The 19,882-nt window shown below is 24.3% G+C and carries 15 protein-coding genes and 1 other RNA gene; 7 read left to right on the plus strand and 9 right to left on the minus strand.

Annotated elements, in window-relative coordinates:
• Genes nusA through aspS form a run of 3 tightly spaced genes read left to right on the plus strand, consistent with a single transcriptional unit; the run spans nt 1 to nt 5,643 of the window.
• The gene (nusA, locus tag STAT_RS00005) at nt 1-1,254 is read left to right on the plus strand and encodes a transcription termination factor NusA (protein WP_119305253.1); all 1,254 of its coding nucleotides are present in this window, start codon (nt 1-3) and stop codon (nt 1,252-1,254) included.
• Between the two features lie 53 nt (nt 1,255-1,307).
• A complete protein-coding gene (infB, locus tag STAT_RS00010; protein WP_119305254.1) occupies nt 1,308-3,926 on the plus strand; it encodes a translation initiation factor IF-2 in 2,619 nt (872 codons plus the stop codon).
• On the plus strand, nt 3,907-5,643 hold the full coding sequence (gene aspS / locus STAT_RS00015; RefSeq protein ID WP_119305255.1) for an aspartate--tRNA ligase: 1,737 nt from the start codon (nt 3,907-3,909) through the stop codon (nt 5,641-5,643). The genes infB and aspS overlap by 20 nt, the downstream gene beginning before the upstream one ends.
• On the opposite strand, the gene STAT_RS00020 is transcribed toward aspS, so the two are convergent.
• Together STAT_RS00020 and STAT_RS00025 are read right to left on the minus strand one after the other, a co-directional pair.
• The gene (locus STAT_RS00020; RefSeq protein WP_119305256.1) at nt 5,629-6,129 is read right to left on the minus strand and encodes an inorganic diphosphatase; all 501 of its coding nucleotides are present in this window, start codon (nt 6,127-6,129) and stop codon (nt 5,629-5,631) included. The two genes, aspS and STAT_RS00020, sit on opposite strands and share 15 nt — an antisense overlap.
• 15 nt (nt 6,130-6,144) lie before the next feature.
• Nucleotides 6,145-7,332 (minus strand): dihydrolipoamide acetyltransferase family protein, encoded by a 1,188-nt coding sequence (locus STAT_RS00025; protein ID WP_119305257.1) that lies wholly within the window; start codon nt 7,330-7,332, stop codon nt 6,145-6,147.
• A gap of 89 nt (nt 7,333-7,421) precedes the next feature.
• On the opposite strand from STAT_RS00025, the gene STAT_RS00030 reads away from it, so the two are divergent.
• Nucleotides 7,422-8,963, plus strand: a complete 1,542-nt coding sequence (locus tag STAT_RS00030; RefSeq protein WP_119305258.1) for an NAD(P)H-hydrate dehydratase — start codon at nt 7,422-7,424, stop codon at nt 8,961-8,963.
• A gap of 6 nt (nt 8,964-8,969) precedes the next feature.
• On the opposite strand, the gene lnt is transcribed toward STAT_RS00030, so the two are convergent.
• The 7 genes from lnt to STAT_RS00065 all read right to left on the minus strand — a co-directional run bounded on the left by lnt (nt 8,970) and on the right by STAT_RS00065 (nt 16,650).
• Complete coding sequence (gene lnt, locus STAT_RS00035) at nt 8,970-10,595, minus strand: apolipoprotein N-acyltransferase (protein ID WP_244273561.1); 1,626 nt, start codon at nt 10,593-10,595, stop codon at nt 8,970-8,972.
• Between the two features lie 73 nt (nt 10,596-10,668).
• Nucleotides 10,669-11,082, minus strand: a transfer-messenger RNA (tmRNA) gene (gene ssrA, locus STAT_RS00040).
• 35 nt (nt 11,083-11,117) lie between these two features.
• Nucleotides 11,118-12,359: a rod shape-determining protein RodA gene (gene rodA, locus STAT_RS00045; protein ID WP_119305260.1), complete on the minus strand. Its 1,242-nt coding sequence runs from the start codon at nt 12,357-12,359 to the stop codon at nt 11,118-11,120.
• The gene (gene mrdA, locus STAT_RS00050) at nt 12,343-14,247 is read right to left on the minus strand and encodes a penicillin-binding protein 2 (RefSeq protein WP_119305261.1); all 1,905 of its coding nucleotides are present in this window, start codon (nt 14,245-14,247) and stop codon (nt 12,343-12,345) included. Before mrdA ends, rodA begins: the two co-directional genes overlap by 17 nt.
• A complete protein-coding gene (locus STAT_RS00055) occupies nt 14,244-14,759 on the minus strand; it encodes a hypothetical protein (protein WP_119305806.1) in 516 nt (171 codons plus the stop codon). Before STAT_RS00055 ends, mrdA begins: the two co-directional genes overlap by 4 nt.
• Complete coding sequence (gene mreC / locus STAT_RS00060) at nt 14,746-15,591, minus strand: rod shape-determining protein MreC (protein WP_119305262.1); 846 nt, start codon at nt 15,589-15,591, stop codon at nt 14,746-14,748. The genes STAT_RS00055 and mreC overlap by 14 nt, the downstream gene beginning before the upstream one ends.
• Before the next feature lie 18 nt (nt 15,592-15,609).
• On the minus strand, nt 15,610-16,650 hold the full coding sequence (locus tag STAT_RS00065; protein ID WP_119305263.1) for a rod shape-determining protein: 1,041 nt from the start codon (nt 16,648-16,650) through the stop codon (nt 15,610-15,612).
• A gap of 91 nt (nt 16,651-16,741) precedes the next feature.
• Between STAT_RS00065 and folK the strand changes: the two genes are divergently transcribed.
• The 3 genes from folK to STAT_RS00080 are packed head-to-tail and all read left to right on the plus strand — an operon-like array spanning nt 16,742 to nt 19,881.
• Nucleotides 16,742-17,242 (plus strand): 2-amino-4-hydroxy-6-hydroxymethyldihydropteridine diphosphokinase, encoded by a 501-nt coding sequence (gene folK, locus STAT_RS00070; RefSeq protein WP_119305264.1) that lies wholly within the window; start codon nt 16,742-16,744, stop codon nt 17,240-17,242.
• Between the two features lie 27 nt (nt 17,243-17,269).
• The gene (locus STAT_RS00075; RefSeq protein WP_244273562.1) at nt 17,270-19,492 is read left to right on the plus strand and encodes a putative LPS assembly protein LptD; all 2,223 of its coding nucleotides are present in this window, start codon (nt 17,270-17,272) and stop codon (nt 19,490-19,492) included.
• 5 nt (nt 19,493-19,497) lie between these two features.
• On the plus strand, nt 19,498-19,881 hold the full coding sequence (locus STAT_RS00080; RefSeq protein WP_119305265.1) for a Rid family detoxifying hydrolase: 384 nt from the start codon (nt 19,498-19,500) through the stop codon (nt 19,879-19,881).
• Nucleotide 19,882: the final 1 nt, after the last annotated feature.

Here is a 19,882-nt window from a genome sequence, read left to right on the forward strand (position 1 = left end):
ATGGATAATGAAGCTTTAATAGATTCTTTTTCAGATTTTAAATATGAGAAAAATATAGATAGAGTAAGTCTTATGGCTATTTTAGAAGAATCTATACGTTGTATTTTAAGAAAAAAATATGAATCATCAAAAAATTACGATATTATTGTAAATCCAGATCAAGGTGATTTAGAAATATGGAGAAATCGTATAGTAGTGAAAGATGGATATCTAAAAGATCTAAATAAAGAAATAGAACTATCTGTAGCTAAAAAAATAGAACCAGATTTTGAAGTTGGAGAAGAAGTTACAGAAAAAGTGGAATTACAATCTTTAGGACGAAGGGCTATTTTATCTTTAAAACAAAATTTACTCTCTAAAATTAACGAATATGACAACACAAATACTTATAAAAAATTTAAGAGTAAAATAGGAGAAATTATTAATGTAGAAGTCTATCATATTTTACCAAAACAAATCATCATGAGAGATGATGAACAAAACGAAATGGTTTTACCTAAACAAGAACAAATTCCAAGTGATTTTTTTAGAAAAGGAGATCCAATTAGAGCCTTAGTTAAACGAGTAGATTGGAAAGATAATAAACCTTTTGCAATTCTTACCAGAAAAGATGAATCTTTTTTAGAAGAGCTTTTTAAATTAGAAATTCCAGAAGTTTCTGATGGATTAATTACAATAAAAAAAGTTGCACGTATTCCAGGAGAAAAAGCAAAAGTAGCTGTAGAATCTTATGATGATCGTATAGATCCAGTTGGAGCTTGTGTGGGGATGAAAGGATCTAGAATTCATCCTATTGTTAGAGAATTGAAAAATGAAAATATAGACGTTATTAATTATACTTCTAATACACAATTATATATCACACGATCTTTAAGTCCAGCTAAAGTTTCCATGATGGAAGTAAATGAAGAACATAAGTATGTAAATGTATATGTAAAAATTGAAGAAATATCAAAAGCAATTGGAAGAGGGGGACAAAATATAAAATTAGCCAGTCAGTTAACGGGATACAAAATTCATATATTTAGAGATTTTCCTTATGAAGATGATGTAGAGTTAGCAGAATTTTCTGATGAAATAGAATCAGAAGTTTTGGATAAATTTCATAAAGCAGGTTTAAATACTGCAAAATCTGTATTAAACTATAATAAAAATGATTTAAAAAAACGAACAAATCTAGAAGAGGAAATGATCAACAAAGTATTCACTATCTTAAAAAAAGAATTTGAAGAAGAATTAAATATAAATACATAAATTTTTTTCTTTTTAATATTTTTATTCTTTCTTAATACATTTTATATTTTGATATGACTGAAAAAATCAGGTTAAAAAGAGTATTAACCAAATTTAATATTTCCTTACAAAGGGTAATTAGTTTTTTGCAAAAAAAGGGAATTGAAATAGAAAATAATCCTAATGCAAAAATAGAAGAAAAAGTATATAAATCCCTTGTTCAAGAATTTAAAACTTACAAGGATATGCGAGATGCATCTGAAAAAGTATTTTTGCAAAAAAAAATAGAAAAAGAAAAAATCAAAAAAGAATTATTAAAATCAAAATACATTCAAAATGATCAAATTATACGTGCTAAATCGGAGAAATTAATTGAATTCAAAAAAATAGGAAAAATAAATATTGATACATTATATAATACATATGGAACTCAAGAAGAAAAAAAAAATAATTTACATCAACATAAAAAAAGAAAAATAGAATACGAAATTAAAAACAACAATAAACCTGAACATATTGATACTATCTATCAAAAATTGGATGGAGTTATGTTAACAGGAGATAGAATAGATCTCTCTCAATTTGAGAAAAAAAAAACAAAATCAGAAATTAAAAAAAAACGAAAAAGAATTCAAAAAGAAATTTTCATTGAAGAAATAAAAAATATTCCCATAGGAAAAAAACAAAATAAAGAAAAAAAATCTTCCTTTAAAAAAAATAGATATTCAAATGAAAAAAGAATAGATAAGTACAGAAATAAAAAAAATATACAAAAATCAGTAATTACTGATGAACAAATCAAAAAACAAATTAAAGAAACTTTGGAAAAGTTATCTTCTAAAGGAATAAAATCAAAAGCTTCAAAAATTAGAAAAGAAAAACGTCAGTATAAAAAAGAAAAAAAACTTCTAAAAAATGAAATAGAAAATAAAAAAGAAGAAAAAGTTCTAAAATTAGCTGAATTTACCACAGTAAATGAATTGGCCTCTATGATGAAAATCAATGCTAATGATGTTATTCTATCCTGTATGTCTTTAGGAATTATGGTAACAATGAATCAAAGATTAGATGCAGAGATATTAACTTTGGTTGCAGATGAATTTGGTTTTAATGTAAAATTTGTTGGATTAGATTTAGAAGAAGCTGTTCAAGATAATAAAGATTTAGAAGAAAATTTAGAATCTAGACCCCCTATTATTACTGTTATGGGACATGTAGATCATGGAAAAACGTCTTTATTAGACTATATTAGAAATACTAATGTCATAGCAGGAGAAGCTGGTGGAATTACTCAACATATAGCTGCTTACAGTGTAGAGTGTTCCGATAATCATCAGAGTATTACTTTTTTAGATACTCCAGGTCATGAAGCTTTTACTGCTATGCGTGCAAGAGGTGCACAAATAACAGATATAGCAATTATAGTTATAGCTGCTGATGATCAGGTTATGCCACAAACTAAAGAGGCAATTAGTCATGCTCAAGCCGCTAATGTTCCTATTATTTTTGTTTTCAATAAAATGGATAAATCTAATGCAAATTCTGATAAAATTAGAGAGCAACTGGCTAATTTAAACTTTCTAGTAAAAGAATGGGGAGGAAAATATCCTACTCAAGAAGTTTCATCAAAATTAGGTACTGGAATAGATCAATTATTAAAAAAAGTTCTTTTAGTCTCTCAATCTTTAAACTTAAAAGCTAATCCAAATAAACCTGCAATAGGAACAGTCATAGAAGCTTCTTTAGACAAAGGAAGAGGGTATATTACAACTTTACTTCTACAAGGAGGAACATTAAAAATTGGAAATTATGTTTTAGCAGGAAGTCATCATGGAAAAGTAAAAAATATTTTAGATGAACGAGGGAAATCCATTTCATTAGCAGGACCATCTAAACCTATTACAATATTAGGATTAAATGGAGCTCCTACTGCTGGAGATAAATTTAAAGTTTTTCAAGATGAAAAAGAGGCTAAACAGTTAGCTTCTAGAAGAGAACAATTGCAAAGAGAACAAAATATACGATCTCAAAAACATCTTACATTGGATGAAATTGGAAGACGTATAGCATTAGGTGATTTTAAAGAACTTAAAATCATTATTAAAGGAGATGTAGATGGATCAGTTGAAGCTATTGCTGATTCTCTTCAAAAATTATCTACAAATACTATTATGATTAATATTATTTATAAAGGAGTAGGGCAAATTACAGAATCTGACATTTTATTAGCAAGTGCTTCAGATGCTATTATTATAGGATTTAATGTTCGTCCTAATATTGGATCTAAAAATATAGCAAAAAAAGAAAATATAGAAATACGAACTTATTCTATCATATACGATGTAACTAATGATATTCAAGAAGCAATAGACGGAATGTTATCTCCAGAAATCAGAGAAAAAATATTAGGAAACGCTGAAGTTAGAGAAATATTTAAAATCCAAAAATCTGGTACTATAGCTGGATGTATGGTTATAGAAGGGAAATTGTTCCGTCAGGCAAAAATTAGATTAATTCGAGAAGGAATTGTAATTCACAATGGAGAATTTACTTCTCTTAAACGTTTTAAGGAAGATGTAAAAGAAGTCTCAAAAGGATATGAATGTGGATTAGGGATTAAAAATTACCATGATATAAAATCTGGAGATATGATAGAAGTTTATGAAGAATTATATGAATCTAAAAAAAGTTAATAAAATAATATATAGAACACATAATTGTGGAGAATTGAGAAAAAAAGATCTTGGAAAAGAAGTAATATTATCTGGATGGATTCAAAAAATAAGGAATTTAGGATCTTTATTTTTTATAGATATCAGAGATTATTTTGGTATTACACAATTAATAATTTCTAAAAAACAAGTAAAAAAAAATTTTCTTTTGGGAAAAGAATTTTTAATTAAAGTTAAAGGAAAAGTAGTAGAAAGATTATCTAAAAACTACAATATTCCTACAGGAGAAATAGAAATTCTAGTCTCTTATATAAATTTAATAAATTCATCTTTATCTCCTCCTTTTACTATAGAAGATAAAACAGACGGAAATGAAGAGATGAGAATGATTTACCGATATCTTGATATTAGGAGAAATCCTATTAAAAATAATTTAATAATTCGTCATAATTTAGTTTTAGAAATACGTAATTTTTTTTCGAAAAATGGATTTTTAGAAATAGAAACTCCTATATTAATAAATGATACTCCAGAAGGAGCTAGAAGTTTTATAGTTCCTTCTAGAACGCATATAAATAAATTTTATGCATTAGCTCAATCGCCGCAATTATTCAAACAATTATTAATGATAGGAGGAATAGACAAGTATTTTCAAATTATAAAATGTTTTAGGGATGAAGATTCTCGTTCTAACAGACAAATAGAATTTACACAAATAGATTGTGAAATGTCTTTCGTAGAAGTTCATGATATATTAATATTTTTTGAACATTTTATTAAACATATTTTCCAAAAAATAAAGAATATCCAATTGGATCCTTTTCCTTGTATTTCTTATTCTAATGCTATCAAAATGTATGGAACGGATTCTCCTGATATTCGTTTTGGTATGGATTTTGTCGAACTAAATGATTTAGTTCAAAGAAAAGATATTAACGTTCTGAAAACACAAGAATTAGTAATAGGAATCAAAGTTAAAGAATGTAAAAACCTACAACAGAATAAAATGGATTGTTTTTTAAAAAAAATAGAAAATAAAAATTTTTTTTGGATAAAATATTTATATGATCAAACTTTTCTTTTTTCCAATTCAATTTTTTTAAATGAGGAAATTATAAAAATTTTTGTAAAATATTTTGAAGCTATTCCTGGCGATTTATTATTTTTTTCCTATGGAAAAAAAAGAAAAACTAGAGAAGAACTTGGAAAAATACGAGTAAAAATAGCAGATATTTTGAATTTAAAAGATTCTAAAACTTTTACTCCTTTGTGGATTAAAGATTTTCCTCTTTTAGAATGGGATAAAATTCTAAAAAAATATAAGTCTGTACATCATCCATTTACTAGCCCAAAAGAAGAAGATTTACATTTATTGGAAAAAAAACCAAAAAATGTCCGTACTAAATCTTATGATTTAATTATAAATGGAATAGAAATTGGGAGTGGATCTATACGGATTCATAATAAAAACATACAAAATTTAATTTTTAAACATTTAGGATTCTCTAAAAAAGAAATAGAATCTAGGTTCGGTTTTTTTATAAAAGCTTTTGAATATGGTGTTCCTCCTCATGGAGGAATAGCTTTTGGTTTAGATAGATTAATCAATCTCTTAGAAAGAGATCAAAATATAAAAAATTTTATTGCTTTTCCAAAAAATAATTATGGAAAAGATTTAATGATAAATGCTCCATCTTTTTTAGAAAAAGAAAAATTAAAAGAATTACATTTTCGTTAAATGGTTTTTATTATACCGTAAACAAGATTGTTTATATACAGCAATTGCTTCTTTTTTATTTTTCCAATTTCCTATTTTTACTTTTTTATTTTCTAAATCTTTATATACCAAAAAAAAATGTTCTATCTCTTTTTTAGAATGTAAAGAAATTTCGTTAATATCATTTATAACATTATAATTAGGATCTGAAACAGGAACGGAAATTATTTTCTCATCTTCTCCTTTTTCATCTATCATGAAAAAAATTCCTATAGGTTTTACTGTTATTAAACAACCTGGTATTGTAGGTTCTGTTAAAAAAACTAATACATCTAATGGATCTCCATCCATAGAAAGAGTTTTTGGAATAAAACCATAATCTGTGGGATAACTCATAGGAGAATATAATACCCTATCTAATCGTATTAGATTATTTTTTTTATCAAATTCATATTTATTTCTACTTCCTTTTGGAATTTCAATAATTGCGTCAAAACTGATTTTCATAATAATATATTATAATTATATTTTTATATAACAATTAAACTCTTCTAAATATAAGGCTACTTTTTTAGCAAAAAATCCACCTAAAAACCCATCTATAACACGATGATCATAAGAATGAGATAAATAAATTTTATGTCTTATTCCTATTAAATCACCTTTCGGTGTTTCTACCACAGATAATTTTTTTTGAATTAAACCTATCGCTAAAATAGCAACTTGCGGCTGATGTATAATTGGCGTACCAAAAAGATTTCCAAAACTTCCTATATTGCTAATAGTGTAAGTTCCACCTTGAATTTCTTCAGGTTTTAATTGATTAGATTTTGCTCTTTTTATTAAATCATTAATAATTTTTATTAATCCTATTAAATTATAAGAATCTGCATTTTTAATCACAGGAACAATTAAATTACCATTGGGTAAAGCTGTAGCTAATCCTATATGGATATCTTTTTTTCTAATTATACTTGTTCCATTTACGGAAATATTTATCATAGGAAGATCTTTTATGGCTTTGACTACGCATTTTACAAAAACAGACATTAAAGTTAACTTTTCTCCTGTATTTTTATGAAATGTATCTTTTATTTTTTCTCTCCATTTTACTATATTAGTTACATCTGCTTCAACAAAAGAAGTAACATGTGCGGATATATTTTTACTTCTAACCATGTGTTTTGCAGTAATCCTTCGTATTCTATCCATTTCTATTATTTCTTCATTATTTTTACTTTTAATACAATCGTATTTATTAGTAGTAATAATAGGAATTATATTTTTTTTAGTACGAATATATTTTAATATGTCTTTCTTTGTTATACGTTCTTTTTCTCCAGTTCCTTCTATTGTTTCTAACTCATAAAAACTAATTCCTTCTCTTTTAGCTATCTTGCGTACAAGAGGAGAATAAAAATGTTTTTTATTTTTTTCTATTGTTGGAATATCCTCTAAAAAATTTATTTCTTCCGTTTCTAAAATAGCAATAAAATTTCCTACTTTAGCAATTTCATTAGGAAAAAACAGTTTTTTTTTCAATATTCCATTTACAGGAGAAATAATTTCAGAATTTACTTTATCTGTAGCTATTTCTACCAAAATATCTTCTCTTTTTATGGAATCCCCTTCTTCTTTTAACCAACGAATGATAGTAGCCTCAGCTATACTTTCACCCATGGCTGGAAGGGGTAAATTATACTCGGCCATCTAGATTAATCGTTTTATATTTGTGTAGATATTAATCAGATTTCACAATCTTAAAAACAAAATCAAAAATAATAAATTCATTTTAAAAAATGAAAATACTTTCTTTAGATCAAATTAGAAAAGCAGATCGATATTGTATTGATTCCGAATCAATTTCTTCTTATAAATTAATGGAAAAAGCAGCAAAAGCTTGTTTCGATTGGATCATTCATAATAAATTTTTTAAAATTAAAAAAATTCCATTTATAGTATTAGTAGGAAATGGAAATAATGGAGGAGATGGCCTTTCTTTATCTCATATGTTACATTTATACGGTGCCACTGTTTTCGTATATGGAATTAATATTTCTAATCATTTTTCAGATGAATTTTTAATTAATAAAAAAAAAATATTACAAGAAAAAATCAATTTTAAAACGATTAATGAAGGAGAAAAATTTCCCATTTTAAATCATAAAAATTATCTTATTGATGCTATTTTCGGAATAGGATTCAATCGTACATTAAATCAATATTGGAAATCTTTTTTTCATTATATAAACGAAAAAAAATTTAAAGCAGTTATATCTATAGATATCCCATCTGGACTTTTTATGGAAAAAAATCATGAAAATTTTGAAGGAATTATAAAATCTACTCATACTTTAACTTTTCAAGTTCCAAAATTATCTTTTTTATTACCAGATTACGAAGATTATGTTGGAAAATGGTATTTAATAAATATTGGATGGAAAGATGATTTTTTTTGTAAAATACAAACTAAAAACTTTTATATAGATAGAAAATCTATCTATATTATATATAAAAAAAAAATAAGAAAAAAATTTTCCCATAAAGGAAATTATGGACATGGAATTATTATAGGTGGAAGTTTTGGTATGATAGGATCTATTGTCCTTTCTGCTACTGCCAGTCTTCGTACTGGAATAGGAAAATTAAGCGTATATATTCCTTCCTGTGGATATCAAATTCTTCAAAATACACTTCCAGAGGCTATTGTATACACAGATATAGAGAAACATTTTATTAGTAAAATAATTTTTTCTAGTAAAAACATAAATGCAATAGGAATAGGAATGGGAATGGGTCTTTTTTCTAAAACGGTATATGCTCTAGAATCTTTTTTATTAAAAATAAAAAATAAAAAAATACCTATAGTAATTGATGCGGATGCTATAAATATATTATCATCTCACCAATTTCTATTAAATTTTCTTCCAAAAGAAATTACTATTCTTACTCCACATCCAAAAGAATTTCAAAGATTATTATGTAGATCGTGGAAAAATGATTATGAAAAATTATTTTTTTTAAAAAAAATATCTATAAAATATAAAATTTTTATTGTGTTAAAAGGTGCACATTCTGTTATTTCAACACCAAATGGAAACCTATACTTTAATAGCACAGGAAATTCAGGAATGTCAACATCTGGAAGTGGAGATGTTCTCACTGGTATGATAATGAGTTTTTTATCTCAAGGATATTCTCCAAAAGAATCATGTATCATGGGGGTTTATTTACACGGATTAGCAGGAGACATTGCCTCAAAAAAATTAGGAAAAGAAGCGCTCATCGCCAATGATATTATTTATCATATAGGTAAAGCTTATTTAGAAATTAAAAGATAAATTTATTTATTCAAATTTTTTTTGAATCTTATAATAATAGATATTATATATGATAGTATATAATAAAATTATGATTGTTGTCAGTAAACTAATTCTAGAGAGAAAATCTCCATATTTAGTATAAAAAGTCTTTTTTTTATTGAGATATATTTTATTATATAAAACTCCTTCTTTTCCATAAGGAATATATGATACAATCTCACCTTTTTCATTAATAAAACAAGAGACTCCTGTATTTGCAGATCTAGCTATAGATTTTCGATTTTCAATAGCTCTAATACGGGCATAATACATATGTTGTTTGTGTCCTTGTGAAAAACCCCACCATCCGTCATTAGTGATAATAACCATTAGCTCTACATTTTTTTTTTTAAAAAAATTAGATACATATTCTCCAAATATAGATTCATAACAAATAATAGGAGCTATTTTTATCCCCAAATAAGGATATTGAAAAACAGAAGGAAAATTTTCTTTTCCCAATTCCATAACAGTTCCACCAAAATTAAATAATATATTTCCTAATATAGGAAAAAGAATTTTTTTATAAGGAAAAGTTTCTACTGCTGGTACGAGTTTAGATTTATGGTGAAATTCAATGTTTTTATTACTTCCTATTTGAATCACAGAATTAAAAATATCTATCCATTGTATATTTTTTTTTGTTTTTGAAAAAATAGGAACTGATGTTTTACTTTTATTTTTTTTATGATATAAGGAAATTAATTCTGCTCCTGTTATAAATATAGTATTTGGGGATTTAATTTTTAAGTAATTTTTAAATGTAGAAATAACTTTATTTTTACTGATATTTTCTATTTGTATTTTTTTTGGAAACATAGTTTCAGGAGCTACGATAATCATAGATTTTCTAGATATTTTTTTATCTATTAATTTTTTTAATTTTGAAATTAATTCATTTGTTGAAATAGAATATTTTTTATTATATGGATCTATATTGGGCTGTAAGATTAATACATTTGCAGTACGTTTATTCTGATTTTCTTTATTATTTCTTATGTATATAAAACATGAGATCAAAATCATAAAAAAAATTATTCCTACATAAAAAAACATTTTTTTATATAATAACAGTATATTATTATGATTTTGATATTGAATAATGGATTCTGTTAAACCAATGTTAATTACCCATATCCATATAGATCCTCCTAAAATTCCCGTGTATTCATACCATTGTATCCATTCTGTACGATTAGAAAATCCATTTCCCAGATTTAACCATGGCCAAGATAATTCCCATTCTAAATGCATTTTTTCAAATGAAATCCATAAACAAACTAAAAATACATATCCTATTTTTTTATTTTTTACATATCTTTTAATCCATGAAGAAAAAGAAAAAACAGAAGACATAAAAACAGAATTAAAAAATACAGGAATTAAATAAGATTCTATAGAAAAAGAACCATTAATTCTTTTTGTATAAGATAACCACTGTGTAGAGATAGAATTCCATGTTAGAAAAGTAATAAAAGAAAATCCTAAAACATAAAATAAAGAATAATTAGAATAATTCTCTACATATAATAAAGGAATAAAAGCAATAAATAAATAAAAAGGGGAACCATCAGTAGGCCACCCTAATCCCAACAAAATTCCAGAAAACACACTGTATATAAAAAATTCAATTTTTTTTATTTTTTTTATAAGAATTTTAACTAACCATTTTTCTTCTATTAGTCAGTGGAGCTGGCGGGATTCGAACCCGCGTCCAAACAAGTAGTATAAAAGATTTCTACATATTTATCCAAAAAAAATTTTTCATTTTTTATTAAAGTTTTGGATCTTGAATAAAAACTTAAGATTCAAAATATAAATTCAGAAAACTTAAGAATCATCTGTTTTCTTATCCTTAATATTTTTTCGTATCTCTATATCAGGAATTTTAAGGAACAATTTCTAATGAGATATTTTGCTTCTGCGTTTTATGCAGACTAAGTCTATAACGTTTTATTAATATAACATTAAGCAGCAAAAGCGTATTCTTTTTCGCCATTTATATATTTTGTAACGATTGATTTTCGTGTAATACCTTACGTAACACGATATGCTTACTTCTATTCCTTATCTTGCTGTCAAATCCAAAGTCAGCCCCTATACAATAAATTTTAATAATCATTCAAAAATGCATCAGATCAAACTAGTTTGATCTGATGCATCCATTCTTATAAAGATAAATAATAAAACTGTAAAAGACCAAAAAGACGATCCTCCATAACTAAAAAAAGGTAAAACAATTCCTATTGTAGGAAAAATACCCATAACCATACCTAAATTAATAACAAGATGAACAAATAAAATATTTCCAACTGAATATCCAAATATTCTTCCAAAAATATTTTTTTGTCTTTCAGATAAAAAATAAATACGACTAATAAATAATAAATAAAATATTATCAAAATCACACTACCTATAAAACCCCATTCTTCCCCTACTGTACAAAAAATATAGTCAGTATGTTGTTCAGGAACAAATTTTCCTTTTGTAACAGTTCCTTTTTGATATCCTTTTCCAAAAAATTTTCCAGAACCAATAGCTGTCTTAGAATATAATAAATTATATCCTACATTATCTCTATATTTTCTGTCAAATTCATTTTGAAATAAAATATTAATTCTGTCTTTATGATGTTGTTTAAAAAATTTTTGAAAAAAAAATGGAGAAAAAATAGAAAAAATTGAGAAATTAATAAATAAAAATATATAAAAAAATATATCATTTATCGATTTTTTTTTTTTAAAAAAAAAGAAAAAAACAAAACTAATAAATAAAAACGAAATGATTATACAAGGTGATAAATTTAACGAAACAATAAATAATAAAATATAAAACAATAAATAAAATATAAAAAAAATAGATAAACCTTCCCTATATAAAGTTAGAAGAAAAGAAGAAAAAATTATAGAAGAACCAGGATCCGGTTGTAATAATATCAAAAAAGAAGGTATTATTAATATAATAAATATATATAATAATACTCTATTGTTGTTCTCGATATTTTCCTGGCTTATGATATGAGCTATCATCAACGATGTTGATATTTTAGCTAACTCAGATGGTTGAAAGCTAATAGGACCAAAAACATACCAAGATTTTGAACCATTTATATTTTTTCCAAAAAAAAATACACCAATTAAAAGAAATAACGTAAATAAAAAGAAAAATGGAGTTATATGCTTATAATGAATGGGTTTAAATAAAAAAATAATAAATATGAAAAAAAAACTTAATAATATCCATATTAATTGTTTTTTTGCTTTTTCTGGAGATACGGAATATAAATTCATATATCCAAAAAAAATCATAATCATATAAATGATTACAATTTTCCAATCTATATTTCTTAATAATATTTTATTTCTTTTTATCAATAGAATTTTTTGTATAAAAATTATTAAATTTTTTCATTTTTGCTATTGAACTATATACTTTTTGTAGTCCTGAAGTCATTATTCTTTTTTCAAGATTTTTTCTATTCACATTATTTTTTATATACTTTTCTGCAAGAAGACTAGCAATAGGTCCCGCCCAATGAGATCCAAATCCCCCATTTTCTATGATAACGGAAATAGCAATTTCCGGATTCTTTACAGGAGCAAACAATATGAAAATAGAATGATCAGGTAAAGAAACAATTTTATGATTTACTTTAATAAAGTTTTGAGAAGTACCTGTTTTTCCAGCCATTCTAATATCAGATGATTTAAAACTTTTTCCAGTTCCAATAACAAAAACTTTTTCCATTCCATTAATAATTAAATCAAAATATTTACTTTTAACTTTGGTGTGTTTAGGTATAGTATAATTAGGATTATATACCGGTCGATGATTAATTCGTTTTACTATATGTGGAGTATAAAAAAATCCGCGATTTGCTATAGCACAAGTCATATTAGCTAATTGTATAGGAGTTACATTAATTTCTCCTTGACCTATACTATTAGAAATGATTGTAATTGCATTCCATTTTGTTGTTCCATATTTTTTATTATAATAATCTCCAGAAGGAATAACTCCTTTTTCTCCTGTAGCTAAATCATTATATAAGTAATCCCCAAAACCAAAGCTTTTTATAATATCACTCCATTCGTTAACTCCTTTTGTCAAATTTTTAGGATATTTTTCTATAACACGTTTATAAACCTGTGCAAAATAATTATTACAAGAGACAGCTACTGCCGTTTCTAGCCCTATAGGAAATCCATGAAATCCAGAATGACAATGAATTTTCTTTTTTCCATATTTAAATCCCTTATAGCATATAAAAGTAGTATTTGAATCTACTACTCCCATTTGAAGGCCTGCTAATTCAGTAAGTAATTTAAATGAAGAAGCTGGTGGATAACGAGCCTGTGTAGTTCTATCAAACAAAGGATTATCTATTTTATTTTTTATTAATTTTTGAAATTCTTTAGAACGATTTACACCTACAAATAAATTAGGATTGTTAATAGGACTAGAGACCAAGGATAAAATTTCTCCATTCTTAGGGTTGATAGCAACTATTCCTCCTTTTTTTTGATACATGAGTTTTTCTGCATAATTTTGTAAATTCAAATCTATAGTTAAAGAAATATCATTTCCACTTACAGCTTTTACATTATTTTTACTATTATTATAGCTTTCTATAATACATCCTTTCCTATTTCTTAACCAATATTTTACACCTTTTTTTCCTCTTAAAACTTTTTCATAAGATTTTTCTACTCCAGTCCAACCAATAAAATCTCCTATTTGATAATAATTAGATTCCTTTCTAATATCTTTTTGAGTAACTTCCCCTATATACCCTAAAACATTGGATGAACTTTCTACTTGATAATCTCTAAGAGAGCGTTTTGTCCAATCAAATCCTTTATATTTATAAAGTTTTTCTTGTATAGTAGCAAATTTTTCTTTAGAAATAAAAGGTAAAAAAACAGATGGTAAATATTTAGAATAAATTTTTGCTTTTTCTAAATTTTTAAAAAAAGTATTTTTATCAATTCCTACAAGATTACAAAATTCCATAATATTAAAATGTTCATCTATAAGAATAGGAATAACTATTAATTCATAAATAGATTTATTAAAAACTAATAAATTTTCATTTCTATCAAAAATAGAACCTCTTTCAGGAATAATAATTTCTTGTTTGATAGAAGTATTAAAAGCATTCAAAATATATTTTTCCGTATATATTTGTATATAAAATAATCTAACCACAAAAATTATTCCGAAAAAACTCAATAAAATGTAAAACTTATATAATTTTTTCAATGTTTAATTTTTCTGAAAAAAAAATATATAATACATAAAATAGTTGTAAAAATACTACTTAATATCGACCTAAATAAAACAATTCTATTAAAAATAGAACCTTTTAACATTTCTAATATTAATAAAGAAAAATGATGAGTAAAAACTAACGAAAATATATAAAGTATTTTTCTAATCAAAGGTAATTCATAAATTGAAAAATCATTTTTGTTTATAAAATTTTTTCCATCAAAAAACTGTAAAAACTTTAATCTTAAAAAAGCAGATAAAGTAGAAGAAAATGCATGAATTCCTCCAGAATTCATGTAATGATCTATTATCCATCCTATTAAAAATGATATAAATAAAAATAAAAATTTATTTTTATTATATGGATATATTAAGATAAGAAGAATATATATATAAGAATAACATCCTAAAAAAATAAATAAAGGGTTTAATATCGATATTTGAATTAAACAAAGAAAAAAAATGTAAAATATAGAAATAATAAAATTTTTAATTAAATTCATTATTTTTTTCAACTTTATAAAGTTGAACATCATTCCATTCTTCTTTAAATAAATTTTTTACGATATAAGCATTTTCTATAGCAGAAAAATTAACCATGAGTTTTACTTTTATAATATAATTTGCATGTTCTTCGTCAAATTTATAGGAATGGACTTTTCCAATTGGAATACCTTCAGGAAAAGTTGCAGATTTTCCATCTGTTTCTACAATATCTCCTTTAGAGATAATGGAATGTCTTGGGATATCATATAATACTACATATTCATGATCTATTCCATCCCAACTTAAAGTTCCAAAATATTTATTTTTTTTTAATCTGGCATTAACTTTAATTTTTGGATTTAAAAGAGAAATCGCTATACTAAAATGTGGAGAAGTTTTTATAATAATCCCTGCAATTCCGTTGTATAATATAATTCCCATATCTGGTTTTATTCCATCTATACTTCCTTTATTAATAGTTATATAATTTTCTTGTTTATGAATACTATTATTTATAATTTGTACTGGAGTAAAAGTATATTGTTGTAAATAAATAATATCTTTCTTTTTTAGATCTTTAGATATTTTTCTTATTTTAGAAAATACACATGCTTCATGTAAACTTTTATTTTCATTTAAAAGTTTTTTATTTTCAATTTCTAACAGAAAATAATTTCGTACTTTATAGATGCTTTCATAAATTTTTCCAATTATAAAGTTGGAAGAATCAGCATAAATATATTGGTGTATCTTTGAATTTGAAAAAGAAATAAAAATAGCTGCATATTCTAATAAAAAAAAGAAAATAAAAAAACGCCATTTTAAAAAGAAATTAAAAAATTCACGCATAAAATTAATCTATGAACCCTATTTCATTAAAAATGTAAATTTATCGATATTTTTTAACGCAACTCCTGTTCCTTTTACTACCGCTCTCAAAGGATCCTCTACTAAAGAAACAGAAAGTCCAGTCTTTTTGGAAATCCTTTTATCTAACCCTCTTAAAAGAGATCCTCCTCCTGCCATATATATTCCTGTTTTATATATATCGGCCGCAAGTTCTGGTGGTGTCCTGGAAAGAGTTTCCATCACTGCATCTTCAATTCGTAAAATTGATTTATCTAGTGCTGGAATTGTTTCTTTATAAGAAAGATTCATTTCTTTAGGTTTTCCTGTAGGAAGATCCCTTCCTTGTATATGAATATCCTTTGGAGGAGTTTCTATAGATTCCATTGCCGCTCCTATATCTATTTTTATTTTTTCTGCAGTTCGTTCTCCAATATAAAGATTATATTTAGAACGAAGAAAATAGGAAATATCATTTGTAAAAACATCTCCTGCTATTTTTATAGATTTTTGACATACAATTCCACCCAAAGCTATTACTCCACATTCTGTAGTTCCACCTCCTATATCAATAATCATATTTCCTTCTGCTTTAGTTACAGAAATACCTGATCCAATAGCAGCAGCCATGGGTTCTTCAATCAGATAAACTTCTTTAGCATTAAGATGTTGAGCTGAATCTTTTACTGCTCTTTTTTCTACTTCTGTTATTCCGGATGGAATACAAATAACCATTGTTAATGATGGAGTAAAAAATTTTTTATTAACACCTGGTACCCTTTTTATAAACTCTTTTATCATTAATTCAGCCACTTGATAATCTGCAATAACTCCATCTTTCAATGGTTTGTATATTTTAATATTTTCATGTGTTTTTCCCTGCATTTGTTTGGCATCTTCACCTACTGCTAGTACTTTTTTTGTTCTTACATCTATAGCTATTATTGAAGGCAAATCAACTATTACTTTATTATTATGCATAATGAGCGTATTTGCTGTTCCTAAATCTATGGCTATTTCTTGAGTAAAAAGATTCTTCATAAAATCGACTACTAATCTCATTAATATTTTTTTATGAAAAAATTTATTATAGTTTAATTTAAATAAAATTAAAGTTTTTCAGTATATTAAATTAGAATAAATAAATTATTTTTTGAAAAAACATGATGTTTTTTTGTTACAAGGAAGTAATAAAGGAAATAAAAAAAAATATTTGGATGAATCTTTAATTTTGATGTCGAATGAACTTGGTAAAGTTGTTCAACTTTCATCATATTTTGAAAGCGAAGCATGGAATATGAAAAATTACTCTATTTTTTATAACAGAGCATTGCATTTAAAAACAGATTTTTCTCCTATTGATCTTTTAAAAAAAATTTGGGATATAGAATTTTTTATAGGGAGAAAAAAAAATTCTTCTCGAAAAGAATATCAAAATCGAGAAATCGATATAGATATTTTATTTTATGATCGTATTATTATATACAGTTTTATTTTGAAAATTCCACATCCATTATTACATTTACGTAGATTTGTTTTAGAACCTATGTGCGAAATTTCTCCAAACAAAAATCATCCAATATTTAATTTGACTATCCTAGAAATTTTAGGATTATGCATAGATAAATTATATGTAAAAAAAATATCAGAATAATTTTTACTTATTAATTAAATAAAAAAATTGCATCGAATTCGATTTTCCATTTACATAATATTATTTATTTTTCCCATTTCTATTTTTTATGGAAATGAAAAAAAAAATAATGATGAAATATATTATGATCATAATCATCATGATATGAAAAATGAATTTTTTTTCTTGAAAAAAAATTTGAAATATAAATCAGATATACAAGAACATGATATAAAAGAAGGAAAGACTTATTTAAAAGGACAAGCCAGTATAGAATATGATAATACAAAAGTTAAAGCAGATTATATAGAATTTGATTGGAAAAATGGAGATTTATATGCAAAATCAAAAGAAAAATCTATTTTCTTCCAAAAAGACAACAAACAATTTCTTTTTAGAAATATTCATTGGAATTTAAACAAACAAATAGGAAAAGCAAAAAATTTTTCTTTCAAAGAAAAAAATTATATTGTGATAGCTGACGATCTTTTAAAAGAAAAAGAGGATTTTTTAATGAAAAAAGTCACATATATATCAGATCCTTTTTTTTTGGAAAAAAAAGATAGTTTTCCTGATTTTTATTTAAAAACAGATTATTTAAAATATTCTTATTTAAAAAAATACATTTTTTCTGGTCCAGTTTTCTTTTATTTATATAGAGTTCCAATGCCTATTTTTCTTCCGTTTTTATATATGCCTATTAAATTAAACCAACTATTTTATAATAGTGGAATTATATACCCAAAATTCGGAATTCAAAATAAAAAAATATACATAAAAGATATAGGTTTATTCTTTCCTATCTCTAATTTATTAAATTTTAAAATAAATTCCTCTATATATAATCTTGAAAAATGGAAAATTAAAACAAAAATAGAATATAAATTAAAATATAATAATCATGGATTTATAAATTTTGATTATCAAAATATGTTAAATCATAAAAATTATCTATTTCAATGGAAACATCATTTTGATTTTAAATCAAATTCTAGTATTGTTAATTTTAATTCCAATTTTAATTATGATAATATTTCTCTATTCAATAAAAATGAAGAAAATTTTTTTTCTGCAAACATAAGAAGAAAATTTTCTAATTCTTTATGGTTTATGGATATTTATATGATTCAAAACCAAAATAAAAAAGAAATAAAATTTATAATTCCAGAATTAATTTTACATACAAAAAATATATTCTTTAATGATAAAAAATATTATTTTTTAAGATATGTTAGTGTTGAAAATAAATTCCATTTTAATAATTCTATAGATTTCATTAAAAATGAAAAAAAACCCCATTCTGCTATAGGAATAAATCATCATATGAATATGATAGCTTATCTTCCTTTTTTTGATCCTTATTTAAAGATTTCATCTAAAATTTTATACCACAATTTTTATAAATGGAATTATTCTGAATTTCAGATTTCAAATTTTCAAAAAATAGATTTTATAACAAATATAGTGTCTGTTCCATTTTATAAAATTTTGAATTTTAAAAATACTTTCTTATTAAAACATAAAATTCAACCAACTTTATCTTTTCATATAATGTATTTTCCTCCTGTATTTTATAATAACGTAAAAAATTCTTTTGAAAAAAGAATTAATTTTATTTTCAATAATGATTGGATCATAAAAAATCCATGGAATTTTCTTGATTCCCATAAAAAAACAAAAATTACAAAGGAAATAAACTCCTCTTTTATTATCAAAAATAATTTTATAAAATGGGATAATTTTAAAATTATGATTGATAGTGAATTAACAAAAAATCTGAAGACAAAATATAAAGCAGGAATAAATTTTGGGAAAGAAGAAAAAGAAAAGAAAATATATTTTGATTTTTCTTTTTCTTCTAATCATAATATTAATTTTTTTCCTATAAAAAATAAATTTCAAAAAAAAGGAAAAAATCGTTATGATTACTTTTTTTTTGATCAAAATAATTATGCAAAATATTCAATTCCGTTAAATTTAAAAATCGATTTTCATTCCAATTATGAAAATTATTTTAATAATAAAATATTGTTTAAAACTTTGTTAAGTTTAAATGGATCTATAAATATTACAAAATATTGGAAAATCAGTTTTCATACAGACTACGATTTATTCAAAAATAAAATAATATTTTCCAATATTATTTTTGATAGAGATTTAAGGAGTTTTGAATTGAGATTTAATTGGACAAAAGACTCTTCCTGGTCTTTTTTTATAGGATTAAAAGATCCTAATTTCAGGAAAATTATACAGTATAATGAAAAAAATTAATAATTATGATCCCTAAAAAATTTTCAATAAAAAAAATTCCATCTTATGGTCCGTATAATACATGTGTTTTTATCGGAGGTTTTTTATTTGTTTCCGGGCAAATAGCTATAGATCAAAATACAGAAAAATTAGTTTCATATAGTATAGAAATGGAAACAAAAAAAATAATGGAAAATATTAAAATTATTCTTTCAGAAAATGGAATAGGTTTTGAAAACGTTATAAAAACTTCTGTTTTTGTAACAGATATAAATTTTTTTCCTAAAATAAATCATATATATGCCCAATTTTTTCATAAAGGAAGTTATCCAGCTAGAGAAACTATAGAAGTTTCTGGTCTTCCTAAAGATGCAAATGTTGAAATCTCTTTAATTGCATATAAAAATTAAT

This window comes from Blattabacterium cuenoti STAT, from assembly GCF_003573915.1.
GTDB classification, from domain to species: Bacteria; Bacteroidota; Bacteroidia; order Flavobacteriales; family Blattabacteriaceae; genus Blattabacterium; species Blattabacterium cuenoti_A.

What these genes read in the sequence shown, in the direction of transcription:
- STAT_RS00030 (WP_119305258.1), top strand. Translation starts at nt 7,422, where the DNA reads ATGAAAATACTTTCTTTAGATCAAATTAGAAAAGCAGATCGATATTGT.
- STAT_RS00080 (WP_119305265.1), top strand. Translation starts at nt 19,498, where the DNA reads ATGATCCCTAAAAAATTTTCAATAAAAAAAATTCCATCTTATGGTCCG.
- nusA (WP_119305253.1), top strand. Translation starts at nt 1, where the DNA reads ATGGATAATGAAGCTTTAATAGATTCTTTTTCAGATTTTAAATATGAG.
- STAT_RS00020 (WP_119305256.1), bottom strand. Translation starts at nt 6,129, where the DNA reads ATGAAAATCAGTTTTGACGCAATTATTGAAATTCCAAAAGGAAGTAGA.
- mreC (WP_119305262.1), bottom strand. Translation starts at nt 15,591, where the DNA reads ATGCGTGAATTTTTTAATTTCTTTTTAAAATGGCGTTTTTTTATTTTC.
- infB (WP_119305254.1), top strand. Translation starts at nt 1,308, where the DNA reads ATGACTGAAAAAATCAGGTTAAAAAGAGTATTAACCAAATTTAATATT.
- STAT_RS00025 (WP_119305257.1), bottom strand. Translation starts at nt 7,332, where the DNA reads ATGGCCGAGTATAATTTACCCCTTCCAGCCATGGGTGAAAGTATAGCT.
- STAT_RS00065 (WP_119305263.1), bottom strand. Translation starts at nt 16,650, where the DNA reads ATGAGATTAGTAGTCGATTTTATGAAGAATCTTTTTACTCAAGAAATA.
- STAT_RS00055 (WP_119305806.1), bottom strand. Translation starts at nt 14,759, where the DNA reads ATGAATTTAATTAAAAATTTTATTATTTCTATATTTTACATTTTTTTT.
- aspS (WP_119305255.1), top strand. Translation starts at nt 3,907, where the DNA reads ATGAATCTAAAAAAAGTTAATAAAATAATATATAGAACACATAATTGT.